Origin of the sequence: Noviherbaspirillum suwonense, assembly GCF_900182955.1 — a bacterium.
GTDB classification, from domain to species: domain Bacteria; phylum Pseudomonadota; class Gammaproteobacteria; order Burkholderiales; family Burkholderiaceae_D; genus Noviherbaspirillum_A; species Noviherbaspirillum_A suwonense.
Window position 1 is genome coordinate 1 of sequence record NZ_FXUL01000041.1, and the last position, 23736, is coordinate 23736.

Consider the following 23736-nt stretch of genomic DNA (forward strand, 5'->3'; position numbering starts at 1 on the left):
TATTGCCTCTTTGGAACGGTTTCTTCGCTCATCTCGACCTCCATGTACATAGAAATTAATCGATTTCTGCTGTACGTGGAACCGGGGCAAGGTCAAACTGATGTCCGGAAGGGCGTCCAGAGGAAGCTTTTGGTAGTTATAGATTCCCAACGCGGCCAGCATGGCGACGAGAAGCATGACGAGCCATCGCTGCTCGATGGCGAACTTTATGATGCGGTCAAACATGATGAGTATCCTTTCGCATCAGTCTTCGTGTTCTGCGCTGGCTTTGCCCAGGTCAGATTTGAGGATGAAACTGTTCGTACTGGCATAGGAAGCGCCTGCCTGGATCCCCTTGGTCACCTCGACCACCCTGCCATCGCTCCGGCCCAAGGAAACCTCTTGGGCGACAAAGCCACCCGGCACGCTGAGAAAGATCGTCGGCTTGTTCTCGATGGTCTGGACCGCCTCTGCAGCAACAGCGACCGGTGCTTCAGTCTGGCCAGAGACGACTTCAACATTGACAAATAGGCCCGGGCGCCAGGCCATGTTCGGGTTAGCCAGGGAGACGCGGGCCTTGGCGGTGCGGGTTTGCTCGCCTATGAGCGAACCGACGTAGGCAACGGTTCCTGTTGCCTTTGCATCAAAGGCTGTTGCGTTGACCGTAACTTTTTCACCCACCCGTATCGCGTTCAGGTCTTTCGCTGCGACAGAAACTTCGGCCCAGACGGTCGACAGGTCCGAGATTGTGAAGATGCTTGCGTCTTCCTTGACCGCCTCACCCAAGGAGATGTGCTTCTCCATGACCAGGCCGTCAAATGGAGCGCGCACCTCATAGCTGTTGAGGCCGCCCGCACTTGTGGCACTCGCGCCTAGGGCGTCGAGCTTCTGCCGGGCGTTTTGCACGGCAATTTCGGCTTCCTGCATCGCCTGGCGTGCTTGCAGATAGTCTTGCTCAGCCGAGATTTTGTCTTGCCAGAGCTTCTTCTCGCGCTCGTAGGTTGTCCGCGCAAGGGACAGGCGCTTCTGAGCAGTCAGCAACTCGCTGCGCTGCTCGGACAAGCCGGTGCTGGCAATGACAGCTAGTACCTGGCCCTTTCTGACGTTCTCGCCCAGATTGACTCGCACGCTCTCGACGACGCCGCCAAGCCGTGGCACGACGTGAGCGGTCCGGTCTTCGTTGTAACGGATTTCGCCGGGAAGCATGACCACGGTGCTGATTTTGGCTGGACCGGCACTACCGACTAAGATGCCGGCCGCTTTCATCTGGGCTTCATCGAGGACAACCTTGCTACGCTTTTCGCCGCCATGTTCGTTAGCCTTGGCCACTTTGTGGCCAGCGTTAGCTTGCTTCTCGGTGTGGCCCTGCTTTTCCGAATGGCCCTGTTCCTTCCCTTTGGCTACCGGCGCACTACCTTTTGTCAAAATCAGTACGCCAAGGAGAGCGCCAATCACGATGATGGCGGCGATGGACAAAAACTGCTTTTTTGTTAAGTTGGTTTTCATGGTGATGTCTAATGGCTGGTGGCGGCCATCGGCTCGCCGAGAATGCGGTCGATTTCGGCGCCGGCGCGGTGCGCTTCCGAAAGAGCGCGCAGGTATTGGGTTTTGGCCTGCAACAGGGTGCGTTGGGCGTCCAGCACGTCGAGGAAGCCAAACTTGCCGTACTCGAAGCCGGTCGTTGCGGCTTCATAGGCGCTTTGTGCCCCCGGCAGGATGTCTTGCTGAAGTGACTGGACTTCCTGGCGGGAAGTGCTCAGCTTTTCAATTGCTAGAGCAAGCTCGCTGCCTAGACGGATCTCAATCCCGGCCAGTTCGTCGCGGGCCTTGTCAGTGCGTCGCAGCGCCTCAAGAACATTGCCGCGGTTCGTGTCGAAGATGGGCAGCGGGACAGAGACCCCAACAATGGCCTGGTTGCGTCCCAGTTCTTCATTGCGGTTCACGCCCAAACTGACTGTCACGTCCGGCGTGCGGCGGCTGCGTTCGAGCCGTGCCAGCGCCTGCCGCCGGTCGACCTCAAAGCGGGCGCGAGCCAAGGCTGGCGAACTGACCAAGCCTGCTGACAAAGCGGCTGGATCGGGCAGTGCCGGCAAAGACTGAATCTCACCCTCAGCGCGCTCAAAACGCGGCGTCAAGCTGCCCCACATCGCGCTCAACCTCTTCCTGGCAGAGGTCAGGTCACTTCTCGCCTGCAGCAGCTCGAGCCGCACGCCTGTTTCCGCGACGCGTGCCCGCGTTTCCTCAACCGGGGATACCTTGCCGGCGATAACCCGCTTAGAAGCGACTGTCGAGGCGCGCTGAGCCAAGTCAGCCGACTCTTGCGCCAGGCGCACGCGTTCCTGCGCAGTCATCAGGTCGAAGAACGATGAAATGACAGCGGCCCGGACCTCGGCCTGCTTGGCACCGAGTTCGGCACCCGCAGCGTCACGGCCGCGCTCGGCTGCCTGGATACGCGCAGCGCGTTTGCCGCCTAGCTCGAATGGTTGGCTAAGCTGCACGGTCGTTTCGCGCGTATCGCGCCGGGTGTCCTGCATCTGCACGCCGAGCGAAGGGTTCGGCGATGCGCCGGCTTGCACAACGGACGCCTCGACAGCGGCCAGTTCATACCGCGCAGCCGACACTTCCGCATTGGCGCTCAGCGCCAATGCCAATGCAGACTGCAAAGTGAGTGGCCCGGATGGCTCCGGAGCTTTGGCCGGGCGGTAAGGTGACGCTTGAGCCATGTCTCCGGTGCGTGGCAAATCCAGCGTTTGCGCGGCAGCCGGAAGAAAAATGGATGCCACCAACGTCAGTGGCAATAACAACTTGTACATCGAATTCTCCAAGTAAACAGGATGGAATTCGACGAGACGTCACCTCAGTACTGCAGATTGAATGAATGTGGCAGAGCGTCTCGCCGCGTTAAGCGACGAGCGTGCGATCGGGCCGCTTCGGACCCTCGGGAAAGTAGGAGGAAAACAAGATGAATTGAAGCACTGGCGGCGCGAGAGCCTGCGGCACGGTCAGCTCAGGTGTGACAGATGTGGGCGTTACCTGGCACGACAGGTGGCAATAGCCACAGTCATCATCGAGCGTTGCCAGCTTGTTCTTTTCACTGGACTTCTCCGCTTGTGCCACATGCTGGTGACTGTGGTGGCCAAAATGTGAGGTATGTGTCTTCTCATGCTGGCAATACACGGCCACCGCTGCCCAGGAATACTGGAACGGCAGAGCGAAAAGCAGGAAGATGAGAAGCAGTTTTTTCACGATACGAATCATAGCACCCGTGGTTATTCGGCTTTCCGGCAGACCTTCATCTCTCATCAACGATATGCGCGATTTCAACGGCAATAGGCAGCCGTTTGAACATGCCGATATCCGTGCCACCCGTACTGCCAACCGGAACCACGCCGACGGTGGAAGCCAGCGCGCCCAGAACAATGCGGACAGCCTGACCGAAGACCTCCACTGCGGAGCGCGGGCGCAAGCCAATTTCCAGCATCAGCCAGTGCGTGCGAATATGGGGTATAACATGGCGTTGGCCAAGGACGTGGGCGGTTTCGAGGTGCTTGAACGCGTGGTCTTGCCGGTCGGCCCGGTAGAGACGTTTGGCTTCAGCCATCTCGCGTTCAAAGGCATCCTTGAGTGCAGGAGTCACGGCTTACCTCCACTTCAGTTCGACGGTCACGCGTTGGCGCGAGGCGACTGGGAGAAGTTGCATCTCGCTTCGGGCGTGAGCAATCACCGAGCGTGCAGCTGTCAGCCCAAGGGCGCCCATCACAGCCGCCACGACGTTATCGGGCCAACCGGTTCCAGTGCCGAAGACGCGCTGAAAGTCCCGCTGCGTTCCCAATCATGTCATTGCGAATGCATAGTCATACCGCCCGCATGTTCGAATTGCCGTTCCGATAAGCAAAAATTAGCATGGCTACTACTTAACAAGTCCATATTTGAGTATGCTCGCTGTTGCGGCATGCGCCGGACAAGGGCTCCTGGAACGTAGCCTTTCTTGGTCTCATTCATATTACCTTTAAAGCGGTGGCTCTTAGTTTGTTTCTACAAGTTCAAGTGCGTGTACCAGGTTTTTGGTAACAGGAGGCGTGAACGAATTTATTAGCCGGCACCTATTCGGCTTCCGTGTGTAATTTCAGCCATTATTTGTACGATAAATACTTTTATCATAGCAAAACTGCATGCTTCGAAAGCGTTGGTCATTACCCGTCAACGGTCTTAACAAATAGAGCAAATAGAGCAAATGGGAGGACTTTAACGGCTGATGAACGCTGATAATTGGGTGCACATTGGCTTAAAACAAGTAAGAAGAACACTATGCGACCTGGTCGTTATCACTTGGACTGCGTACGAGCACCCGGCCGACATAAAGCGGACGCTGCAACAGGATTGGGTTTGATCACATTAGCTTCGACAGCCAGGTCGTTCAAGATCCCGCAGTCTTTCGCCGTTTGGGATGCACTGCAGAGTCGGCGCAAACTCTTTAATTGCTTTTTCAACGCCTCCAGACTAGCGATGCGCTCAGCGACATGGTTAATATGGTCGTCAAGCAACACGTTGACTTCACCACAATTCTCTTCGGGCGCGTCCCGAAATCGGAGCAAGGTCCGGATGTCGTTGAGCGCCATGTCTAACGACCGGCAGCGACGGATAAGCGATAACCGGTCGATATGCTCATCGCCGTACAGGCGGTAATTGGCTTCGGTACGGGATGGTTCGGGTAGCAAGCCTTCTCGTTCATAGTAACGAATCGTCTCTACCTGGCAATCGGTAAGTTTCGCCAATTCACCGATCTTAATTTTTCCTTGAAGCACAGTCCTCTCCTTTTGTTCGCTAACTATATAGTAACTGTAGACTTTAAGGGGCGAAAGGCTGGAAAAGACGTTTTCCCCGATTTGCCATCTACAACTGCTTGACTCTGTAGTGGCTTCATGGTTTCTAATCATTGTAATGTCAGTTTTTTTAGGGATTAGCATGAATAACCCGATATCCAATACATCAGCCAACGGATGCAGTGACAACTGCAGCACGCTCGTGACTGAACCAGTCGCGAGCGCCGTCGCTAACAAACAGACGCTATTGTTCATCGAGAATCTGGATTGCGCGTCTGAAGAAAAGCTCATTTCCACCAGCCTGCAACAAATGCCAGGGATCGCGGCGTTTGAATTCGATCTAAGTCGGCGCACGCTCCGGGTCACCCATGCGCTTGACTCGACAGCGCCGATGATGGCGGCGTTGTCCGCTATCGGGATGCATTCACGGGAACTGGAGAGCGAAGTAGGCGATTCCCGAACTTCGCTTCTCATTCCAAACATGGATTGCCCCAAGGAAGAGGGACTAATCCGCAGTCGTCTGCAGGGAATGGCGGGGATAGAAGAAATGCAGTTCGATTTAACGCGACGCACACTGACGCTAACACATACCCCAGAAGCGCTAGAAGCGGCAAAGCATGCACTGGATGAAATCGGCTTCGCACCTAAACCCACTACATCAGTGGTGACGGCAGGCGAAACCTGCCAATCCGTACCAATAGCAAGGGCGTCGAGTGGCTGTCCGCCCCAAGCCCCTTCCGCCTCATGCGGATGCGACACTACAATGCCGCTCCTGGCACCGGAGGGATCCGCTGCCGCAGCCAAGCAGACGGTATTCCGCATAGAAAACATGGATTGTCCGACCGAAGAGGCATTGATTCGTAATAGCTTAAAAAAGATACAGGGTGTCGTGGCATTGGATTTCAATCTGGTGCAACGCACGCTCAAGGTGTCCCATGAACTTCCTTCTACCGTGCCATTGGTGAAGGTGCTAGCCGCGGTCGGCATGAAGGCACAGGAAATGCCGGCGAAAGGAAGCGCGCTGCGTACCACGCTGCTCATTTCCAAGATGGATTGCCCAACCGAGGAAACGCTGATCCGCAAGAGGCTACAAGGAATGCCGGGTGTAGACGATTTGCAGTTCAACCTCATGCAGCGGACTTTGACGCTGACACATGCGCCGTATGCGCTCGATGCGGCGAAAGAAGCATTAAAGCAGATCGGATTGGAGCCGGAAACGAAGGAACTGCTGGCAGTAGGTGAGGATGGCGCGCAGTCCAAGCCGGTATCAACCACATCCTGGCTACCGATGGCCGTGTCCGGTGTTACGGCAGTCACGGCGGAGGTTGTGCATTGGGCTAGCGGGGGCAATAACTGGATTGTGATTGCGCTGGCGCTGGCAGCGATCCTGTCGGGCGGATTGGATACGTACAAGAAAGGCTGGATCGCTGTCCGTAACCGCAATCTTAACATGAACGCCCTGATGTCGATCGCGGTCACTGGCGCCATGGCGATCGGGCAGTGGCCGGAAGCGGCAATGGTGATGTTCCTGTTTGCGCTGGCAGAAGTAATCGAGCAGAAATCGCTTGACCGTGCCCGCAACGCCATTCGAGGACTGATGGACATGGCGCCGGAAACTGCGACGGTGCGGCAGGGCGACGGATCTTGGGTGGAAATGGGGGCGAAGGCAATTCCCCTTGGTGCAATGATTCGAGTTCGCCCGGGTCAGCGTATTGCGTTGGACGGCAAGTTGGTCAACGGCCAGTCGACGATCGATCAAGCGCCAATTACCGGCGAAAGCGTTCCGGTTGAGAAAAGTGTTGGCGATCCTGTGTTCGCTGGCACAATCAATGGGGCAGGTTCCTTTGAATTCGAAGTCACCGCACGATCCGACAGCACGACTCTGGCACGCATCATCCATGCAGTAGAAGAGGCACAGGGAAGCCGCGCACCCACGCAGCGCTTTGTCGACCAGTTCGCCAAGATTTATACACCTGCAGTATTTGTGTGTGCCGTATTGGTGGCGGCGGTGCCGCCGCTGGCGTTTGGCCAGCCGTGGTATGACTGGATTTACAAGGCGCTGGTTCTGCTGGTGGTCGCCTGCCCATGCGCTTTGGTGATCTCGACGCCAGTGACCATCGTCAGCGGCCTAGCCGCAGCGGCACGCAAGGGCATCCTAATCAAGGGCGGTGTGTACCTGGAGCAGGGACGCAAGCTTACCTGGCTCGCGTTGGATAAAACCGGAACGCTAACGGTCGGCAAACCGAGCGTCACCGAATATCTTCCTTTGGGAGCCGACCACGCCGCTATTCTGTCAGTTGCAGCGAGCTTGGCGGGGCGCTCTGACCATCCGGTGTCGCATGCTATCTCAGTCTATGGCGATGCCGAGTCTGCCGCACACAGTGATGTTGACAACTTCCGTGCCTTGTTGGGGCGCGGTGTCGAAGGAACCATCGGCGGTCAACCTTATTGGCTAGGCAACCAACGGTTGGCTGGGGAGCGCGGACAGGTAACACCTGAGCTTGAAGGCAAGCTGCAAACGTTAGAACGCCAAGGACGCACAGCCGTCATGCTTGGATCATCTGATCAGGTCCTTGCTATCTTTGGCGTCGCTGATACGGTACGCCAAACAAGCAAGCAGGCGATCGCGGAACTGCATGAACTCGGCATCAAAACCATGATGCTGACCGGCGACAACGTGCATACTGCCAAGGCGATTGCAAGCGAAGTCGGCATTGACGACGCGCGCGGCAACCAGCTGCCGGAAGAAAAGTTGCGGGCCATCGAACAGCTTTCAGCAGACGGTGCAACCATCGGAATGGTAGGCGATGGCATCAATGATGCGCCAGCCCTGGCGAAAGCCGACATTGGATTTGCAATGGGCGCTGCAGGCACCGATACGGCCATTGAGACAGCCGACGTCGCGCTCATGGATGATGATTTACGTAAGGTCCCTGCGTTTGTTCGGCTTTCACGCAGCACCTCTGCGATTCTCACCCAGAACATCGTACTGGCACTTGGGATCAAAGTGGTGTTCCTGGTACTGACCTTTACTGGCCAAGCGACCATGTGGATGGCTGTGTTTGCTGACATGGGAGCCAGTTTACTGGTTGTGTTCAATGGTTTGCGTCTGCTTCGAAAATGACTGTCAAAGAGGTCCTTTACGATTGGGGCGGTCTTAACCTGTCACTGTTCCAGGCAATCAACCACAGCGTCGGGAAGCTCTTGACGCCGTTGGCTTATGCTGGAAGCACCGCCGGCAGCTATTGGGGCATGCCACTGCTACTCTGCGTGCTCGTGCTCTTGGCGCACAATCGCGCTCAGCGCGGTGACTTTCTCGTTGCCGCCAAGTTGCGCCTGCAAGGCCGGCGCTTGATCGTCGGCTTTCTGTCCGCATGGCTAAGCGCGGGGATATTGAAAGTGACGTTTGGTTTTCCACGGCCTTTGAAAGTGTTAGGCAGCGAGGTGCGGCTGATCAGTACTCCACACGATGTCTATAGCTTGCCAAGTGGTCACGTAGTCTATACGACGCTTGTCGCGGTCGTGCTTTGGCCACTAGTAAAGCCAAGGATTCGTCCGCTCCTTCTGACTTTCGTCGTGTGGGTGGGATGGTCCCGGATTGCGGCAGGCGCCCATTTTCCCGCCGACGTGGTGGCTGGCGGCTTGATCGGCATTCTTTCCGGAATGATTGCCCGGCAGGGTGTCCGGCCGTCAGCGATAGGCCGCAATGTAACGTCGATACGCTCTGCATTTGACGGCATAATAGATCAAGCGAAGAAGGCTTATGCAGCCGGCGAATGGGTCCAAATGCGTATCCTGCTTCAGGATGCCCATGTGCTTGGACAGTGCCTGTTCTGGCCGCATTTACTGAGCCATTGGTGGATGCTGCGACTCGCATACAGATGCCGGGCTTGGCGAGCAATCCGCGGCCAAATTTTGCGGCTTGCATTGGTCCCGATTGGACACCTTATGGGGAGGCTGCCTTTAGGCAATACTGGGGATGCGAATGTAAGCGCGTTCCGACCGATGCCGATACCAATCGGACTGAAAGAGATTTTAGAAAAACAATATGATCGATAACCTAATCCAGTCCGGCCAACCCTTTCGGTCCCGTGCTCAACCCCGACGTTGGTGGTTGCTCGCCGTGGCGGTGCTCGGGCTTGATGTTTCTTCCAAGGCTGCCATATCAACGCTGATGCCGTATGGAGAATCCATACCCCTGACTGGTTTTTTCAACCTAGTGCACGTATGGAATACCGGCGCCGCTTTCAGCTTTCTAGCCAACGCCGGGGGTTGGCAGCGTTATTTCTTCATTGCGCTCGCATTCGGCGTTTCCATTTGGCTGACCCTCGAACTGCGCAAGCCCCGACCGGCCTTGGAGGTAGTGGCCTACAGTCTGATCCTGGGCGGCGCGCTCGGGAACGCGGTCGATCGCTTACTGCGTGGCCATGTCGTCGACCATCTCGATTTTCACTTAGGCGGCTTGCATTGGCCGGCATTCAACGTTGCAGATATCGGAATCGTTTGCGGTGCCCTGCTAATGGTACTCACTAGTAGACGTGGGCATTGCTAGGAAGACAAAGGTATAGGTTGAAATTCTGCAGTAAAATAACAACGATGAAACGCCTTATCCTTGTTTTCTTGTTGGCAATATTGCCTGTCCAGCTGTCATGGGGTGCGATTACTGCTTTCGGTCAAGAGGAAACAAGCGAGACCATACAAGGTGATTGGCAGCCAGAGGCTAAGGGGGCTGACTCCGATCAGTCTCTACCGAAAAAGGATAGCAGCAAAATCTGCAGCGCTTCCTGCACTTGCCATTTGGCAGCGGCGGTCCTTTGCTTTCCGGTGATGCCGTCATTGGTGCAAATGCGAGAGACACCTACGCAGTTAGAGGCTTCTTTTTATCGCTCTCCTATCCCAGATGGCCCTTTGCGGCCAAATTGGCGGGCGCCCGGCTAAGTCGGCGGGAGCAGCCTTTTTATTTTTACGCGCGTAAGCGCGTTTCGTCTCTCGCCAAACATTCTTGATGTTTGTCTGGAGAGCCCAATGCATGTTGTTATCTTGCCGTCGCTGTTGGTGGCATTGTTTGTTATTCCTGTTGTTTCTCACGCTGATCAAATTGGCAGCGGTTATCCCATCAATGCGAACGTCGTCTCAGGGACGGAAAGTGTCGTTTCTTCGCCGCCGCTGACACTGGCCCAGGCATGGCAATGGGCAGAAACTGCAAACGTCGATTTGCAGCGGGCTCAGGCGCAACGTGCCGCTGTGGAGGGCGAGGCCACTGACGCCAGCGGCTTGCTGTGGAATAATCCCAGGCTGTTCGGTGAGCGTGTGCAGCGCGCTGTGCCGCAAGAAGGACAGCCTTCGTCACGGCAACGCGAAGGCAACGCTGGAATCGAACAGACTTTTGAGATTGCAGGCCAGCAGGGATACCGCCGACAAGCAACCCGCCAACAACTGACCGCGCTCGACGCATCGATTGAGGACACCCGGCTCGAAGTAAGAAGAGAAGTTGAGCGACGCTTTGTGCAAGTGCTGTCGTTGCAGGAACGCATTGCGACCGAGCGACAAGCAACCAAGCTGATTGAAGATACTGCCGCATCCGTCAAAAAACGTGTCGCGGCAGGTGAAGATAGTCGGCTCGATGGCAACTTGGCCAGTGTGGAAGCGGTACGGGCCCGTAACCAGATCGGCGTGCTGGAAGAACAGCTTCTCCAGGCGCGGGCGGAACTGAGCGCCGCACTGCAACTGCCTTCGAACGCGCTTCCAGCCGTTATAGGAAGCTTAATTACTCCAGCGCCAACTTATACGCTCGAGATGCTGCTTCAACGCGCCGCTGAGCGGCCAGCATTGCGCGGACTTAACGCCCGCGAACAAGCAGCGCAGAGCCGTCTCTCTCTGGAGCGTGCCGCCCGCTATCCTGATCTGACGGTGGGTATTGCGTCCGGCAGGGAAGGCCCAACGGCAGCACGTGAACGCCTTACTACACTCACCGTCTCGTTACCGTTACCGCTTTTTCGACAAAATGCCGCAGGCATTGGCCGTGCAGCGACTGAGCTGAGCCAAACGCAGGTTGAACGGCAAGCGGCGATGCGCAATGGGGACGCAACGGTCAGTGCACTCTGGCAGAAGCTGCAGAGCCTGAATGCCCGTGTCGATGCATTGCAGCAAACGGCGCTTCCCGCGCTAGAAGAAAACCAGAAGCTGTCCATCAAGTCCCTACAAGCCGGCGAAATTGGCCTATTTCAGCTTTTGGTCGTGAATCGTCAGGTACTGGACGGTCGGCGCGACTTGATCGAGGCGCAAACCGAACTGCGCCTGACGCGAATCGCCTTATACCAGGCGGCCGGCTGGTTTGATCCTGAGGAGGCGCGATGACATTGCTGCCTGCTCTAACTTTTTTGCCTCTTTTGCCACTTTTATCACAATGACCACCATGACCTACTTTCAATTACGTCGTATCGGCATGCTGGTGCTACTCATGTCCATGCTCGCCGGTTGCGGCAAAAACGAATCATCCAATAATGCCGAGTCAAAAGGGGATCCTTCGAAGGAACAGACGGAGCAATCAACGCATAGCGCGAAGGAACCTGCCAAGGGTGAATCGTCCGCTCCAGAGCGAGAAGGCAAAAAAAATGAGCAAGGATTAACGCTGACTGAAAAAGAAATGGCGGCTGCCGGCATTAAGGTCGCTGAAATGGAGGAACAGCAAGTCAATGAACAGATCGTGGTCACAGCGACAATTCAGGCGAACCAGAATAAATTTGCCCAAGTTGCGCCTCGCGTGGCAGGCAGAGTTACGAAGGTGATGGTCAACCAGGGTGAAAAGGTTAAACAGGGCCAGGCCTTGGCGCTGATTGACAGTATTGAAGTGGGCGAAGCGCAGTCGGCTTACGCCCAGGCGGCAACCGAACAAGCGCTGGCAAAGACGAGCATGGAGCGTGCAGAAAAATTGTACGCCGACCAGATCATTGCGCAAAAAGAGTATCTGCGTGTGCGCGCCGATTTTGAAAAGGCAAAGGCAGTATTGCGCGCGGCCAGTGAAAAGCGGCAGGCGCTGGGCGTTGCCGGTCAAGGAACGGGCCGAGACGGGGTATCCGTATTTGCGGTTTCCGCGCCATTTTCCGGAATGATCATTGATAAAAAGGCAGTGCTCGGTGAGTTGGCCCAGCCCGATAAGGCTTTGTTCAGCATTGCAGACTTGTCCACTGTCTGGATTGAAACCAATCTCTATGAAAAGGATATCGGCAAGGTCAAGCTCGGTGCACCAGCGGTCATTACCGTCGCCGCTTATCCCGGAGAAAATTTCAATGGCAAGGTGACCTATGTCAGCAGTGTTATGGATAAGGAATCCCGCACCATTCGCGCACGGGTCGAAGTTCCTAATACGGATGGCAGATTAAAGCTCGACATGTTTGCCGATGCTGCCATCGCGACCGCCGGCGCCACCAAGGCCATGCTGCTGCCCGATGCCGCAGTCGTCCTCGTGCAAGGTCAGCCTACGGTATTTGTACAGGAAGCAGGCGGATTCGAAGCGCGTGCAGTTGACTTGGGGGACAAGTTGCGCAATCGCGTTGTACTCAAATCAGGCGTTCAGCCGGGCGAGAACGTTGTGACGAGCGGTGCTTATGCGCTGAAGGCCAAGATGCTCAAGTCGCAAATCAGCGCCGAATAAGGAAAGCCATCGTGCTCGATAAAATTGTTGATGTCTCGCTCCGCTACAAAGTGCTGGTGCTGGTCGCTTTTCTGATTGTTATTCTTCTAGGGATCAAAACATGGCGCGAATTGCCGGTAGATGCGTTTCCCGATGTGACACCAGTGCAGGTCAACATCTATACGGAGTCGCCAGGCTTGGCGGCGGAGGATGTGGAAAAGCTATTGACGGCCCCAATTGAAACATCCATGGCTGGACTGGCCGGCGTGGAAGCGATTCGCTCCGTGTCCTTGTTTGGGCTTTCGTACGTTAGCGTCAATTTCAAAGATGATGTTGATGTCTATTTCGCGCGGCGCCTGGTCAGTGAAAAACTGTTGGAAGCAAAGCAGCGCATTCCAGAGGGTTATGGCGAACCAGCCTTAGGTGCAAACAGTTCTGGCCTCGGGCAAGTCTTTTGGTACACCATCGAGACCGCTGATAAAAACATGTCGACCATGGATTTGCGCACGTTGCAAGACTGGAACGTGCGGTTAAAGCTGCGCACCGCTGCGGGCGTTGATGATGTGACGTCGTGGGGAGGCGACGAAAAACAGTACCAGGTATTAATCAACCCGAACCAGCTCATCAAGTACGGCTTGAGCCTGAAGTCCGTGATGGAGACGCTGACCGAAAACAATCGCCAGGTCGGCGGCCAATATCTGAATATCGGGCAGGAACAATACCTGGTGCGCGGCCTTGGATTGGTCGGCAGTGTCAAGGATATCGGCAATGTCGTGCTGGCCACACGCGACGGCACCCCGGTGTACGTAAGGGATGTCGCCGAAGTCAAGGAAGCGCCATCGTTGCGTACCGGCGCTGTCACCAAAGATGGCAAGGAAGTCGTGCTTGGCCTGGCGCTCCAGCGTATTGGCGAAAACGCCAAAGGTGTTGTTGATGCGGTCAAGGAAAAAATCAAGGTTGCACAAAAGACGTTGCCGCAGGGGGTGACGCTCAATCCCGTCTATGACCGCACCGATTTGGTCGATAAGGCGATCAAAACAGCCGAGAGCGCGTTGGTAGAAGGCTCAGTATTGGTCGCTATCATCCTGTTCCTGTTTCTTGGGGAAGTCCGATCTGCTTTGGTGGTAATCGTCGCGCTACCGCTGGCAATGCTAATCAGCTTTATCCTGATGAAACAGTGGGGACTATCGGCAAACCTGATGTCGCTGGCAGGGCTTGCCATCGGCATCGGCATGATGGTCGATGGCGCCGTGGTCATGGTCGAAAATAGCTTCCGTTTGCTGTCGCACCACGCAGGCCGAAAGGATGTCAACAAGACGCATGTCATCCTCGAAGCGGCGCGCGAAGTGATGAACCCGGTGGCATTTGCAATCCTGATCATCATTGTAGTGTTCCTGCCCCTGTTTTCGCTGACCGGCCTGGAAGGCAAGATGTTCAAGCCAATGGCACTGACCATCACCTTTGCCATGGTCGGCTCGCTCATTCTGACGCTGACGCTAGTGCCAGTGCTGGCGTCGCTGATTCTAAAACCGAAGGTGGAAAAGGATACGTTCATCGTCCGTTGGGCCAAGAAGCTGTATCTACCTTTGCTGGATCGGGCACTCGATAGCAAGAAAGTAGTTATTGCAGGTGCAGTCATTGCATTGCTGGCATCGTTTGCGCTGATTCCCTTTCTTGGCAAGGAATTTATGCCCCAATTACAGGAAGGCGCCATCATGTTTCGGGTCACCAGCATTCCTTCGACTTCTCTGGACGAATCCATCCGAATTTCGCAGCAGATTGAAACTGCGCTGAAGGAGTTCCCGCAAACGACATCGTCGATTGCCATGATCGGCCGGGCTGAAAAAGGGGACACGGCGGACGTCAACTATATGGAGATACTAGTCAACCTGAAGCCTCATGAGGCATGGCCTAAAAAGATCAGTGTGCCGAAACTAGCAAAGGAAATGCAGGAGAAGCTTGAAACGGTCGTGCCAACAGCCGTGATCGGTGCCACTCAACCAATTCAAATGCGTATCGAAGAGCTCATTTCCGGTGTGCGGGCCACCTTGGCGCTGAAAGTATATGGCGAAGATCTGAACGGACTCGACAAGCTGTCGGCGCAGCTTAAGGAAGTGTTGGAGAAAGTGCCCGGCGTCGCGGATTTATCACTGGAGGCCAATAAAGGCAAGCCGCAACTTGTTATCCAGGTCAACCGGGACGCTGCCGCTCGCTATGGCCTCAATGCGAGTGAAATCCTGGAGGTAGTGCAGGCCGGTATCGGGGGCAAAGCGGTTTCCACAGTCATTGATGGCACCAAGCGCTTTGATATCCAGGTCTGGCTTGCGCCGCAGTTCCGCGACAGTGTGCAAGCCATCAGCAATATCCCGATTCGCACGCATAGCGGTGCGTTGGTGCCCTTGAGTAACATAGCAACGGTGGATGTAGATGAAGGATATTCTTTTGTGCGACGCGAACAGCTGCAGCGCTACGCTGTGATTCAGATGGATGTCAAAGGCCGTGATGTAGACAGCTTTGTGAAAGAAGCGGATGCTGCGATCCGCCAGCAGATCAAACTGCCTCAAGGGTATGTCATGGAATGGGGCGGCGCCTTTGAAAACCAGCAGCGGGCCATGGCCAAGCTCGCCATTATCGTGCCCCTCACGATCGGACTAATCTTCATCCTGCTCTACACCGCCTTCAATTCTTTGACCTATGCGACCCTGATCATTGCCAATGTGCCATTCGCCACCATTGGGGGCGTGGTTGGGCTATTCATCACCGGTCAATATTTGTCAGTGCCTTCGGCGATTGGATTCATTGCCGTGTTTGGCGTGGCGATGTTGAACGGGATCGTTTTGGTAACCTTTCTGAATGAGCAGCGTGAACGTGGACTGTCCGTGCGGGACGCGGTGCGTGAAGGCGCAGCATTGCGCTTGCGACCAGTGTTGATGACGGCGTCGATCGCCATCTTTGGTCTGGTGCCGATGCTGCTGTCGAGCGGGGTAGGCGCGGAAACGCAGCGACCATTGGCGACCGTTGTGGTCGGAGGGCTGTTTACTTCCACAGCGTTAACGCTGCTGCTGCTGCCACTGCTCTACGAGTGGGTCGAGAACCGCAAAGACCGCAAGGTTCGAACGACGGCTTGATAACCGAGGTGTCGTTCAACATGAACGACGCTTCACTTCATGGAGACGACGATGAAACAGATCAAGGCATTTTTTCAGCCGCACCGTATCAATGCGGTGACTGACGCATTGCGTAATTCAGGCTTGTGTGACATTACCGTTGGCACGCGCTGCCAGAATATAACGGTGTCAAATGTACAGCGGCTCTACAGCAGCCTGGATGTCATCCAACAGCAATATTCTTTGTCGCTCGGAGAGCCGGTGGTCGGTGAAATCAAGCTGGAACTGTTTTGCGAGGACGAAGTGATAGACGAGCTTGCAGCCTTGATTACGCAAGCAGCAAAACCCGGGCCGGGATGGGTGTTTGTCAGCGACATCGGAAGTGCCACATACATCGTATAAGTCTATTAGAAACTAGCTGCCCCTGTTCCTATATTTTTGCTCGCCTTATGGGGCGGCACAACTGGCATTTTTCTTAGCTTAGGTGAAAAAAATCCATGAATCAAGCTGCTTTATCCGACAGTGATTTGAGCGAAATGCTAAGCGAGCTACGCGTTTTGCTTATGGGCGCGCAACTCTTTACCGCATTTTTAATCCTCTTACCGTTTAGCGCGGGGTTCAAGCAGATTGTTCAGTCAGAAAAATGGGTTTTTCTAGCGACCTTCCTTTTTTCGGTTCTCAGCTTGATCTTATTTACCGCACCAGCGGTGCAGCACCGCATGGTACGACCGTTACGTAATCGTACAAAGTTCAAGGAAATGGCGACCCGCCAAATACTTGTCGGTGCGGCGGCATTGTCTTGTGCATTGGTATTGGGCGCTAATCTTGTTATTAGCGAGGTCTTCGGCCATAAGCTTGGCCTAGTCGTGGCTGGCTTGATTGCGGCGCTTGTCGTCGTGCTGTGGTGGGTCTTGCCTTGGTCATTACAAAAAACGTTGTCGTCGTCAACTACTATGCATGCCGACCGGGAAGAATAATGAAACGATTTTTATTTCTAGTCACGATTGCGTTTGCCGCCGTGTTGCCGGCAATTGCTGTACGCAGCATGGGTTTGCATTTGCACCCGATTATTGCTATGACAGTATTCGGAGTAGCTGTGTTAGCAGCCGGCTTTATGCTGTCTTGGGGTGCCGAGACGGCAGAAAGCCGGGTCTCACAAGGGCTGATCTTGGCGGTTGTAGCCTTAATCACCGTCCTGCCTGAGTATGCCGTAGATATGTACTACGCATTTCAGGCCGGCCGAAATCCGCAATCGAATTATGTGCATTATGCTGCTGCCAATATGACCGGTGCAAACCGGCTTCTTGTAGGCATGGCATGGCCGCTGATGACAGCGTTGCACTGGTGGCGTACCCGAGAACCACATATTCAGCTGGCCAACGTCAATACGGTTGAAATCGGGTTTCTGCTGCTGGCTAGCCTGTATGCATTTGGCATTCTGTTAAAGAACCGGATCGACCTCTTTGATTCGGTCGTGTTAATCCTCATTTTTTCCGGCTATCTATGGCAGGTCGGCAAGATGCCTAAAGCCGATTCTGAAGACGACGAAGATGACGAACCCGGTCCGGCCGCTGCGTTGAAACAGCTTGAAATAGGTGCGCAGTGGGTTTGGATGGGGGGCTTGGCAGCGGTCGCTGGTGTGGTGATTTTAATGTCGGCCGAGCCATTTGCCGAATCGATCGTAGCGTCCGGCCAAATACTCGGCATCGACGAATTCCTTCTTATCCAGTGGCTCGCCCCTTTGGCCAGTGAAGCCCCAACCGTCGTCATAGCGATTTTGTTTGTCCTGTCCGGCCGTGCTGCCGGCGGATTGACGGCCATGATCAGCGACAAGATCAACCAATGGACGTTATTAGTCGGCATGCTGCCGTTAGCCATGAGTGTAGGTGCCTCTGGCGTAATGGCTTTGCCACTCGATGCTCGGCAGCACGAAGAATTTTTTTTGACAGCGGCTCAGTCGCTGTTTGGCATCGCGCTGTTGCTTCGGCTGCGGTTTAGCATATGGTCGGCTTTGTCGCTTGGCGTTTTATTCATAGTGCAATTGGTTCTTGCCTTTGCATACCGTAATGACGCCATTCGAGCCATTGCATCTCTCACTACGCTGGGATGGATCTATCTCGGGCTTGCCGCAGCGCTATTTATTGTCGGCCTGCCGGCCTTTGTTCAGACAGTCCGCGATGTGGTAGCACTGTCCCGCAACAAGGTGTTGTCGTCTAACGAGCCAAAGCGCTAGTACTTCGTCTCAAGGAATTTGAAGGGTTCATCCGGTCGCTTGTTTCTTTGCCACCTCTTGACGAATGATTGCCAGTGGCCGGTAGACGCGACTAAGTTTTTCGCGCGCCCGTTCTGTGGTGAACATCCACTGAATGCGTGCGGCCGCCTGGTTGCGACGCGCCTGCCAAAGCGCAATCTCGCGTTCGAGCGTTTCGCGCTCCGCGATCCGGCGCGCGAGGCACTGCTGCTTGAGCACGCCGATCTCGATTTCGACCATATTGAGCCAACTGGCGTGCTTGGGGACGTAGTGGAACTCCAATCGGCGCAGGATACGGCGTGCTTCGCCGGGTTCGAAGGTGTCGTAAAGCGCTGCAGCAGTGTGTGTCGAGAGGTTGTCCAACACGATCCGAATGCACTCGGCCTGCGGATAGTGCCGGTCATCCAATTCCTTCATCTGGTGCGCAAACTGGTAGGAGGTCCGTTGGTCGGTCACTGCCACGTGACGCCAGCCGGCGTGAACGTCGTAGTGGACAAACAGGTTGGCCGTACCCTTGCGCACATATTCGTAGTCAATGCGTGCGGGTACGCCTGGCGCTGCCGGCCGCGCTTCGCGCACGTGGCCGATCAGTTGCGTTGGACTCTCATCGAAACAGACCAGCGGCCGCCTGGGATCAGGTGGCTGGGCATACAAGTCCAGTACATCCTCCATCCGCGCGACATACTCGCTATCGACTTTCGGCACGCACCACATCTTGTGCTGCCATGGCTTGAGATCATTCACGGCAAGCCGGCGACCGATGGTCGCGCGGCTGAGCGAATCATGTGCCGTCAGGCTGACCATCGTGTCTACCAGCAAATTGAGCGTCCATCGCGCCCGTCCTGCGGGCGGCGTCGAACAGGCCGTGGCAATGAGCAAGGCTTCCTCCTTGCCGGAGAGCTTGCGGCGGCCACCGGGACGATGTGCCTCATGCAGCGCCGCTACCAAACCCTGCTCCACGAAACGACGTTTGGTGCGATAAATTGTTGCGGCACTGGTACGCACCGCTTTGGCAATGGCGTCCTCGCTTGCCCCTTGGTCCGCCGCCAGCAGAATTTGCGCGCGCTTGACTTCGCGCACCTGCGATCGGCCTTTGCCAAGCATTTCTTGCAACGCCATGCGCTCTTCTTCACTCAGCGTCACGCGATATCGAACGTTCATCGTGTACAGTCCTCTGCATCAAAAGAGCAGATTGACTTCCCCAACGATGTCGAGTGCCCCCCATGATTCGGCCGAATGGACCTCGCTGCAGGGCCAATACCTGGCGTTCATTTATGCCTATACGACCATCCATAACCAGGCGCCGGCAGAACGCGACATGCAGCAATTCTTCCAGGTCACCCCGCCCAGTGTTCATAACATGCTCAAATTACTGGAGCATCATGGCTTCATTCGGCGGCAGCCCGGCGTGGCACGCTCAATTCAACTCCTCGTGCCTTCCGAGAAACTACCCATTCTCCGGCGACACAAATGAACTTCGAGGACAACCTTTCAAATTTCCTGAGACGGGGTACTAGTGATTCATTTTATGTTCAGTGTGCCCAGTCCATTGTTAGCAAAGCCAGTTGCCTTCGCCTACATGACTGCGTAGGAGGGAACTTGTACGTACAAACAAACGCAATTACTTGGCGTCACGTTTCACGATGCGTACGACAGTTGGAATGACGCCGTTTTCGCAATGCTTGGGCGACACTTCCACTTCGTCATGGATCGAAGCCGTGACGGATGATGGAACACGCGCATAAATGTTTTCACTACGCCGCCCATGCGGCACCCGTATCCTTACATATTTACCTGTGGCAATTTCTTGTTCCGTCAAGTTCGCGAAACATGCCGGGGGATCTAAGTGTAATCTTTGTGCAGAATAGAACTGCTGGATGTATCCCACGTGGCTGTCAGGGCCTATGGTCGGATCGGATATCGCACATCCCGCTAAGAAAGCAAAACTCGTTATCAAAACAGTTGATTGATAAAAGTAGGCTTTCATATCAGACTCCTTAAATTTATAAACTGCATTTTAATATTTTCAGTTTGTCCTACGAAGTTTATTTCCGTTTTAATATTCTTGCCGACGGTTGATAGGCGTTAATTAGTGGGTGTTCCCCCTATACCTCACAGGTGCTTTGCGCGCACGTCAAAGTTTCATACATTAATATTCCCCACGTGCCTTTCGAACACCATTTAAAACCCGGTAGCCGGTACAAAGTCAAGTGCATAATGTTACGAGGCGAGAGAAATTTTTTTGAGCGTCATACGATTGAGGGTAATAGTGTTAGCCAAGCACACCAGCATGCACGTAGAAGCAACGCGTTACTGCAAGTCAGGGAAGTTTTAACATTATCCGCGCTATTCAAGGCAAGAAAAAATTTGAACCTTAAATTGCTTGACCTTTCCGTGGCTGTAAGGCGCAGAATATTCGTTATACATTGAAATTGTGGTTACACTACGCAAATCATATATCGCCGTAACCTATGCGCCAGCCCGTCTCATCCTTCTGCCGACTGATAGCCTCCATCCTGGTCATGACTGTTCTAACCTCGGGAATGGCGATGGCTGCATACGTGTGCCCACAGCTGGCACCAGCGCCAGTGGAGTAAATGGTCATTTAGATGGCTACTAATGCCATCCCATGTGCGGAAATGGAGAAAGTAAAACCCGTCCACTGCGCGGAATTCCAGTCGGGTGCTCAGCTCGCGCTTGAGCATCTAGCAGTAGCACCGGCGCTTACCCCAGTTTTCGTGTCCTTCGTTATCCCGGCCCCTGCGCCAGCTGTTCCTATTGTCCTTGCTGCCGCGCAGGGCGACATTCCTCTTGATGCCGGCGCAGACCCGCCATATCTCCGAACGCTTCGACTCCGTATCTGACCTGACCCTGTGTTGCTTCAACGGCCGGCATCTTGCCGAGGCTGGCATTCGTCTAATCCACAGAATAATTTTTTTTTTGTATGTCCACACGCCACTGACGCCTGCGGGCCAGTCACACAATCTATTCCGTATTGGTGCACTATTTGAGCTAGCGCTGGCATCCACTTTTGCTCAAGCCCAAACTGCTGGGCTTAGCCTCGACCAAGCGCTTCAGATGGCCACCCAACGCTCGGCATCAAGCCAAGCCGCGCAAGCCTCGGTATAGGCCAGTCGAGAGACGGCTGCAAAGGCCGACCAGCTGCCCGACCCAATGCTGAAATTCGGTGTCGACAATCTACCGTTAATTGCGGCACCCCGATAAACATATATCAGCGCGAGTGACATGGCAGAGTAGTGCTAATTGCCGACGCATATACCGGTGAGCGATAACAACAAAATACGGTGATGCCGCGCCCGGCCGTCTCGCGGCCCGGCGCGCTTGTGGCTTAACCGAAATATAGGCCGAAAGCGTCGTTCTGCCTGCGAGCTGTCGGCGCGACGTGACTGCGCACCTGCTCGCGGCTCATTGTCGAGCGCGTGGTGATCATTGGATATACGCCATCCTTTGCACCCGGTATCCCAATCACTTCAGCCGTCACCTGCGCACGCGACTTCATGGACTTGAAGCCGGCGTCGGGCGCGGTAAACTCGGCGGACTGAGCGAAAGCCGATGCCCCGGAAACGCACAGCGCTAAAAATGCAACGATTTGTTTAATGTTCATGAGAATGCTCCATTGAAGTAAGTGCGGGATGCAACGTACGGATCACGATCCCACTGCAATGCACCGGTACTGCGTTGGCTGCAATTGCGGCGGGCCGTAATAGATATACGCCGTGCCTGCCCTCATGGATGCAGTGGTTTTAATGTAATCGATGCCTCAACGAATGATGAATCCGCACTGCACCGGGCTTGACGCCGTCACGACAGTAAAGGGCGCGACCAATACAGTCGTGTTCTTAGCGTATGTCGAGCAAGCGGTGGTGCTAACGCTTGGGGCCGATGCCATTGTCGTAATCGACACCTTCGGTGTTGACAAGGTCAGCGGAATCCGGACAACTAGTGAAGTTGTCAAAGCCTGACCACTTCGCCTGCCGCCTTATTCACCACTTTACTCCCCGTCGAAAGCTGCTGGTCCAATCTCGACGCGATCTTACGAAAAGCGAAGGCCCGGATCCGCGAAGCGCTTGAGGAAGGTCCCACCCAAGGGATGAAGCGCTTTATTTGCTGTGCGATCTTCGCCTTGAATGGGTGCGCAGTAACTGCTGTGACTTACCAAGCAGTACACCAGCCCGTGTTATCAGCCTGATTTATCTGGATTTCACTTCGGCATGCCGCCATGACTTTGCATTGCACCCATCATCATGCCATGCATCATGTTACATCGCTTGCCCATGCCCGCGGCATCGATCGTGCCGTCTTTTCCCTTCATCATGTCAAACATAGCCTCATGTGACTTCATAAACTCTTCCTTGGTAATCTTGCCGTCGCTATTGGAATCCATTTTCATCATGCCGTGAGACCCTCCCATCATTCCGTCCATTCTCATTCCGTCTTCAGCGGCCGGCTGGGCGCCGACGGAGGCGCAACCAGCGAGGATAATGGCCGAGGCAAGGATCAAAACGCGCGTCTGTTTCATTTGAATCTCCTTTGAGGTCACTTCATAACATCGGTTGAATTGCCACTAGCGGTCGCATGATTATCTATCCAATATTGGACTGGGGGTGGGCTTTGCGCTGCTTGAACACGTCGATTGACTTCTTGGCCGTGAGCGGGAAAAAAGCCAGCAGGAACATGGAGGCGAGGAGTTGCCAAGACATGATGAGTTAGCCTGACTTTTTCGGACACTCCCGTTTGATAAACTGATCAAAGGGAGAACACAGAATGCAGACAAAGACATACACACCGGAATTCCGGGCTGAAGCCGTCAAGCTGGTATTGGCCCAGGGGCTGTCGCTGGAACAAGCAGCGCAGCGCATTGCAATGCCCAAGGGCACGCTGGCGAATTGGGTCAGCACTGCCAAGCGCGGCAATGCAGGAACGGTGATGCCAGGCAGCCGTACGGTTCCGGAATTGGAAGCCGAGGTCGCCAGGCTGCGCAAGGAACTGGCTGAAACGCGCATGGAGCGAGACGTCGTAAAAAAGGCGGCCGCGTACTTTGCTCGGGAGTCGCTACCCGGTACGCGTTCATGAACTCAGTGCGACTCGACTATTCAATGGGATTGCTGTGCCGTGTTTTTGGCGTGTCACGCAGTGGATTTTATGCCTGGCTCAATCGTGCACCTTCGCCGCGCGTGCAGGAAGACGAGCGCTTGAAGGTGGCGATCAAGGCGGTTCACGTACAAACCCGAGAAACCTATGGACCGTTGCGCGTGCAGCCGGAGCTGGCTGCGCAAGGCTTTGAAGCGGGGCGTGATCGGATCGTGCGCCTACGACATGAGCTGGGCTTGCGCTGCAAGCAAAAACGCAAATTCAAGGCTACCACCAATTCACGACACGACTTTCCAGTGGCAGAGAACTTGCTGGATCAGACCTTTGCGCCGACGCGGCCCAACGAGGTCTGGGTCACCGATATTACGTACATATCGACCGACGAGGGCTGGCTCTACCTTGCTGGTGTTAAAGACGTCTTCACCTGCGAACTGGTTGGTTATGCAATGGGGGCACGCATGACGCAAGGCCTGACGGCGCAAGCCTTGTGGCGGGCGGTACGCCACAAGCGGCCAGCTACGGGGCTGATTCATCACTCGGACCGTGGAAGTCAATACTGCGCCGACGATTATCGCAAGTTGGTTAAACAGTTCGGCATGCTGGCGTCCATGTCACGAAAGGGAAACTGCTATGACAATGCCCCTATGGAGAGTTTCTGGGGAAGCCTGAAGAACGAGCTGATCCACCACCACCGTTATGCCACCCGGGCTGACGCAGAGCTGGCGGTCAAGGAGTATGACCTTGCCCCGGTTCCACGTACAGCAGAAATCGATTAATTTCTATGTACATGGAGGTCGAGATGAGCGAAGAAACCGTTCCAAAGAGGCAATA

General features: G+C 55.0%; 21 protein-coding genes and 1 pseudogene. 12 read left to right on the forward strand and 10 right to left on the reverse strand.

Going from position 1 to position 23736, the window contains the following annotated elements:
* From QOL82_RS27885 to cadR, 6 genes are all read right to left on the reverse strand, one after another.
* On the reverse strand, nucleotides 1-225 hold a 225-nt coding region (locus tag QOL82_RS27885; RefSeq protein ID WP_283445591.1), incomplete at its 3' end, for an efflux RND transporter permease subunit.
* An 18-nt stretch (nucleotides 226-243) separates the two neighbouring features.
* On the reverse strand, nucleotides 244-1485 hold the full coding sequence (locus QOL82_RS27890; protein ID WP_283445592.1) for an efflux RND transporter periplasmic adaptor subunit: 1242 nt from the start codon (nucleotides 1483-1485) through the stop codon (nucleotides 244-246).
* An 8-nt stretch (nucleotides 1486-1493) separates the two neighbouring features.
* Nucleotides 1494-2792 carry a TolC family protein gene (locus tag QOL82_RS27895; RefSeq protein WP_283445593.1) on the reverse strand — a complete coding sequence of 433 codons (1299 nt, stop codon included), beginning with the start codon at nucleotides 2790-2792 and terminating at the stop codon, nucleotides 1494-1496.
* A gap of 88 nt (nucleotides 2793-2880) precedes the next feature.
* A complete protein-coding gene (czcI, locus tag QOL82_RS27900) occupies nucleotides 2881-3225 on the reverse strand; it encodes a cation efflux protein, CzcI family (RefSeq protein WP_283445594.1) in 345 nt (114 codons plus the stop codon).
* Between the two features lie 46 nt (nucleotides 3226-3271).
* Entirely contained in the window at nucleotides 3272-3616 is a 345-nt protein-coding gene (locus QOL82_RS27905; RefSeq protein WP_283445595.1) for a DUF3703 domain-containing protein, read from the reverse strand.
* 688 nt (nucleotides 3617-4304) lie between these two features.
* The gene (gene cadR / locus QOL82_RS27910; protein WP_283445611.1) at nucleotides 4305-4769 is read right to left on the reverse strand and encodes a Cd(II)/Pb(II)-responsive transcriptional regulator; all 465 of its coding nucleotides are present in this window, start codon (nucleotides 4767-4769) and stop codon (nucleotides 4305-4307) included.
* Between the two features lie 175 nt (nucleotides 4770-4944).
* On the opposite strand from cadR, the gene QOL82_RS27915 reads away from it, so the two are divergent.
* From QOL82_RS27915 to QOL82_RS27955, 9 genes are all read left to right on the forward strand, one after another.
* Nucleotides 4945-7926 carry a heavy metal translocating P-type ATPase gene (locus tag QOL82_RS27915; protein ID WP_283445596.1) on the forward strand — a complete coding sequence of 994 codons (2982 nt, stop codon included), beginning with the start codon at nucleotides 4945-4947 and terminating at the stop codon, nucleotides 7924-7926.
* Nucleotides 7923-8861, forward strand: coding sequence for a DUF3703 domain-containing protein (locus QOL82_RS27920; protein WP_283445597.1), 939 nt, complete (start codon nucleotides 7923-7925; stop codon nucleotides 8859-8861). The genes QOL82_RS27915 and QOL82_RS27920 overlap by 4 nt, the downstream gene beginning before the upstream one ends.
* Nucleotides 8851-9354, forward strand: a complete 504-nt coding sequence (lspA, locus tag QOL82_RS27925; protein WP_283445598.1) for a signal peptidase II — start codon at nucleotides 8851-8853, stop codon at nucleotides 9352-9354. Before QOL82_RS27920 ends, lspA begins: the two co-directional genes overlap by 11 nt.
* A 473-nt stretch (nucleotides 9355-9827) precedes the next feature.
* Nucleotides 9828-11159, forward strand: a complete 1332-nt coding sequence (locus QOL82_RS27930; RefSeq protein ID WP_283445599.1) for a TolC family protein — start codon at nucleotides 9828-9830, stop codon at nucleotides 11157-11159.
* Nucleotides 11160-11208: 49 nt separating this feature from the next.
* Nucleotides 11209-12456, forward strand: coding sequence for an efflux RND transporter periplasmic adaptor subunit (locus QOL82_RS27935; RefSeq protein ID WP_283445600.1), 1248 nt, complete (start codon nucleotides 11209-11211; stop codon nucleotides 12454-12456).
* Nucleotides 12457-12467: 11 nt separating this feature from the next.
* Nucleotides 12468-15563, forward strand: a complete 3096-nt coding sequence (locus QOL82_RS27940; RefSeq protein WP_283445601.1) for an efflux RND transporter permease subunit — start codon at nucleotides 12468-12470, stop codon at nucleotides 15561-15563.
* 51 nt (nucleotides 15564-15614) lie between these two features.
* The gene (locus QOL82_RS27945; RefSeq protein ID WP_283445602.1) at nucleotides 15615-15944 is read left to right on the forward strand and encodes a P-II family nitrogen regulator; all 330 of its coding nucleotides are present in this window, start codon (nucleotides 15615-15617) and stop codon (nucleotides 15942-15944) included.
* 95 nt (nucleotides 15945-16039) lie between these two features.
* The gene (locus QOL82_RS27950; RefSeq protein WP_283445603.1) at nucleotides 16040-16519 is read left to right on the forward strand and encodes a DUF6328 family protein; all 480 of its coding nucleotides are present in this window, start codon (nucleotides 16040-16042) and stop codon (nucleotides 16517-16519) included.
* Nucleotides 16519-17775 carry a sodium:proton exchanger gene (locus tag QOL82_RS27955; protein WP_283445604.1) on the forward strand — a complete coding sequence of 419 codons (1257 nt, stop codon included), beginning with the start codon at nucleotides 16519-16521 and terminating at the stop codon, nucleotides 17773-17775. Before QOL82_RS27950 ends, QOL82_RS27955 begins: the two co-directional genes overlap by 1 nt.
* A gap of 27 nt (nucleotides 17776-17802) precedes the next feature.
* On the opposite strand, the gene QOL82_RS27960 is transcribed toward QOL82_RS27955, so the two are convergent.
* Nucleotides 17803-18954 (reverse strand): IS630 family transposase, encoded by a 1152-nt coding sequence (locus tag QOL82_RS27960; protein WP_283445605.1) that lies wholly within the window; start codon nucleotides 18952-18954, stop codon nucleotides 17803-17805.
* A gap of 1 nt (nucleotide 18955) precedes the next feature.
* Here QOL82_RS27960 and QOL82_RS27965 point away from each other — a divergent pair, with 1 nt between their 5' ends.
* On the forward strand, nucleotides 18956-19267 hold the full coding sequence (locus QOL82_RS27965) for a LexA family protein (protein ID WP_283445606.1): 312 nt from the start codon (nucleotides 18956-18958) through the stop codon (nucleotides 19265-19267).
* A 147-nt stretch (nucleotides 19268-19414) separates the two neighbouring features.
* Here the strand turns inward: QOL82_RS27965 and QOL82_RS27970 are convergent, their stop codons facing one another.
* Together QOL82_RS27970 and QOL82_RS27980 are read right to left on the reverse strand one after the other, a co-directional pair.
* Nucleotides 19415-19780: a hypothetical protein gene (locus tag QOL82_RS27970; RefSeq protein WP_283445607.1), complete on the reverse strand. Its 366-nt coding sequence runs from the start codon at nucleotides 19778-19780 to the stop codon at nucleotides 19415-19417.
* Nucleotides 19781-21142: 1362 nt separating this feature from the next.
* Nucleotides 21143-21418 carry a hypothetical protein gene (locus QOL82_RS27980; protein WP_283445608.1) on the reverse strand — a complete coding sequence of 92 codons (276 nt, stop codon included), beginning with the start codon at nucleotides 21416-21418 and terminating at the stop codon, nucleotides 21143-21145.
* 163 nt (nucleotides 21419-21581) lie between these two features.
* On the opposite strand from QOL82_RS27980, the gene QOL82_RS27985 reads away from it, so the two are divergent.
* The gene (locus QOL82_RS27985) at nucleotides 21582-21776 is read left to right on the forward strand and encodes a hypothetical protein (protein WP_283445609.1); all 195 of its coding nucleotides are present in this window, start codon (nucleotides 21582-21584) and stop codon (nucleotides 21774-21776) included.
* 239 nt (nucleotides 21777-22015) lie between these two features.
* On the opposite strand, the gene QOL82_RS27990 is transcribed toward QOL82_RS27985, so the two are convergent.
* On the reverse strand, nucleotides 22016-22333 hold the full coding sequence (locus tag QOL82_RS27990; RefSeq protein WP_283445610.1) for a hypothetical protein: 318 nt from the start codon (nucleotides 22331-22333) through the stop codon (nucleotides 22016-22018).
* A gap of 245 nt (nucleotides 22334-22578) precedes the next feature.
* Here QOL82_RS27990 and QOL82_RS27995 point away from each other — a divergent pair.
* Nucleotides 22579-23642: pseudogene (locus tag QOL82_RS27995) on the forward strand (IS3 family transposase); the annotation flags it as partial.
* Between the last annotated feature and the right edge of the window lie 94 nt (nucleotides 23643-23736).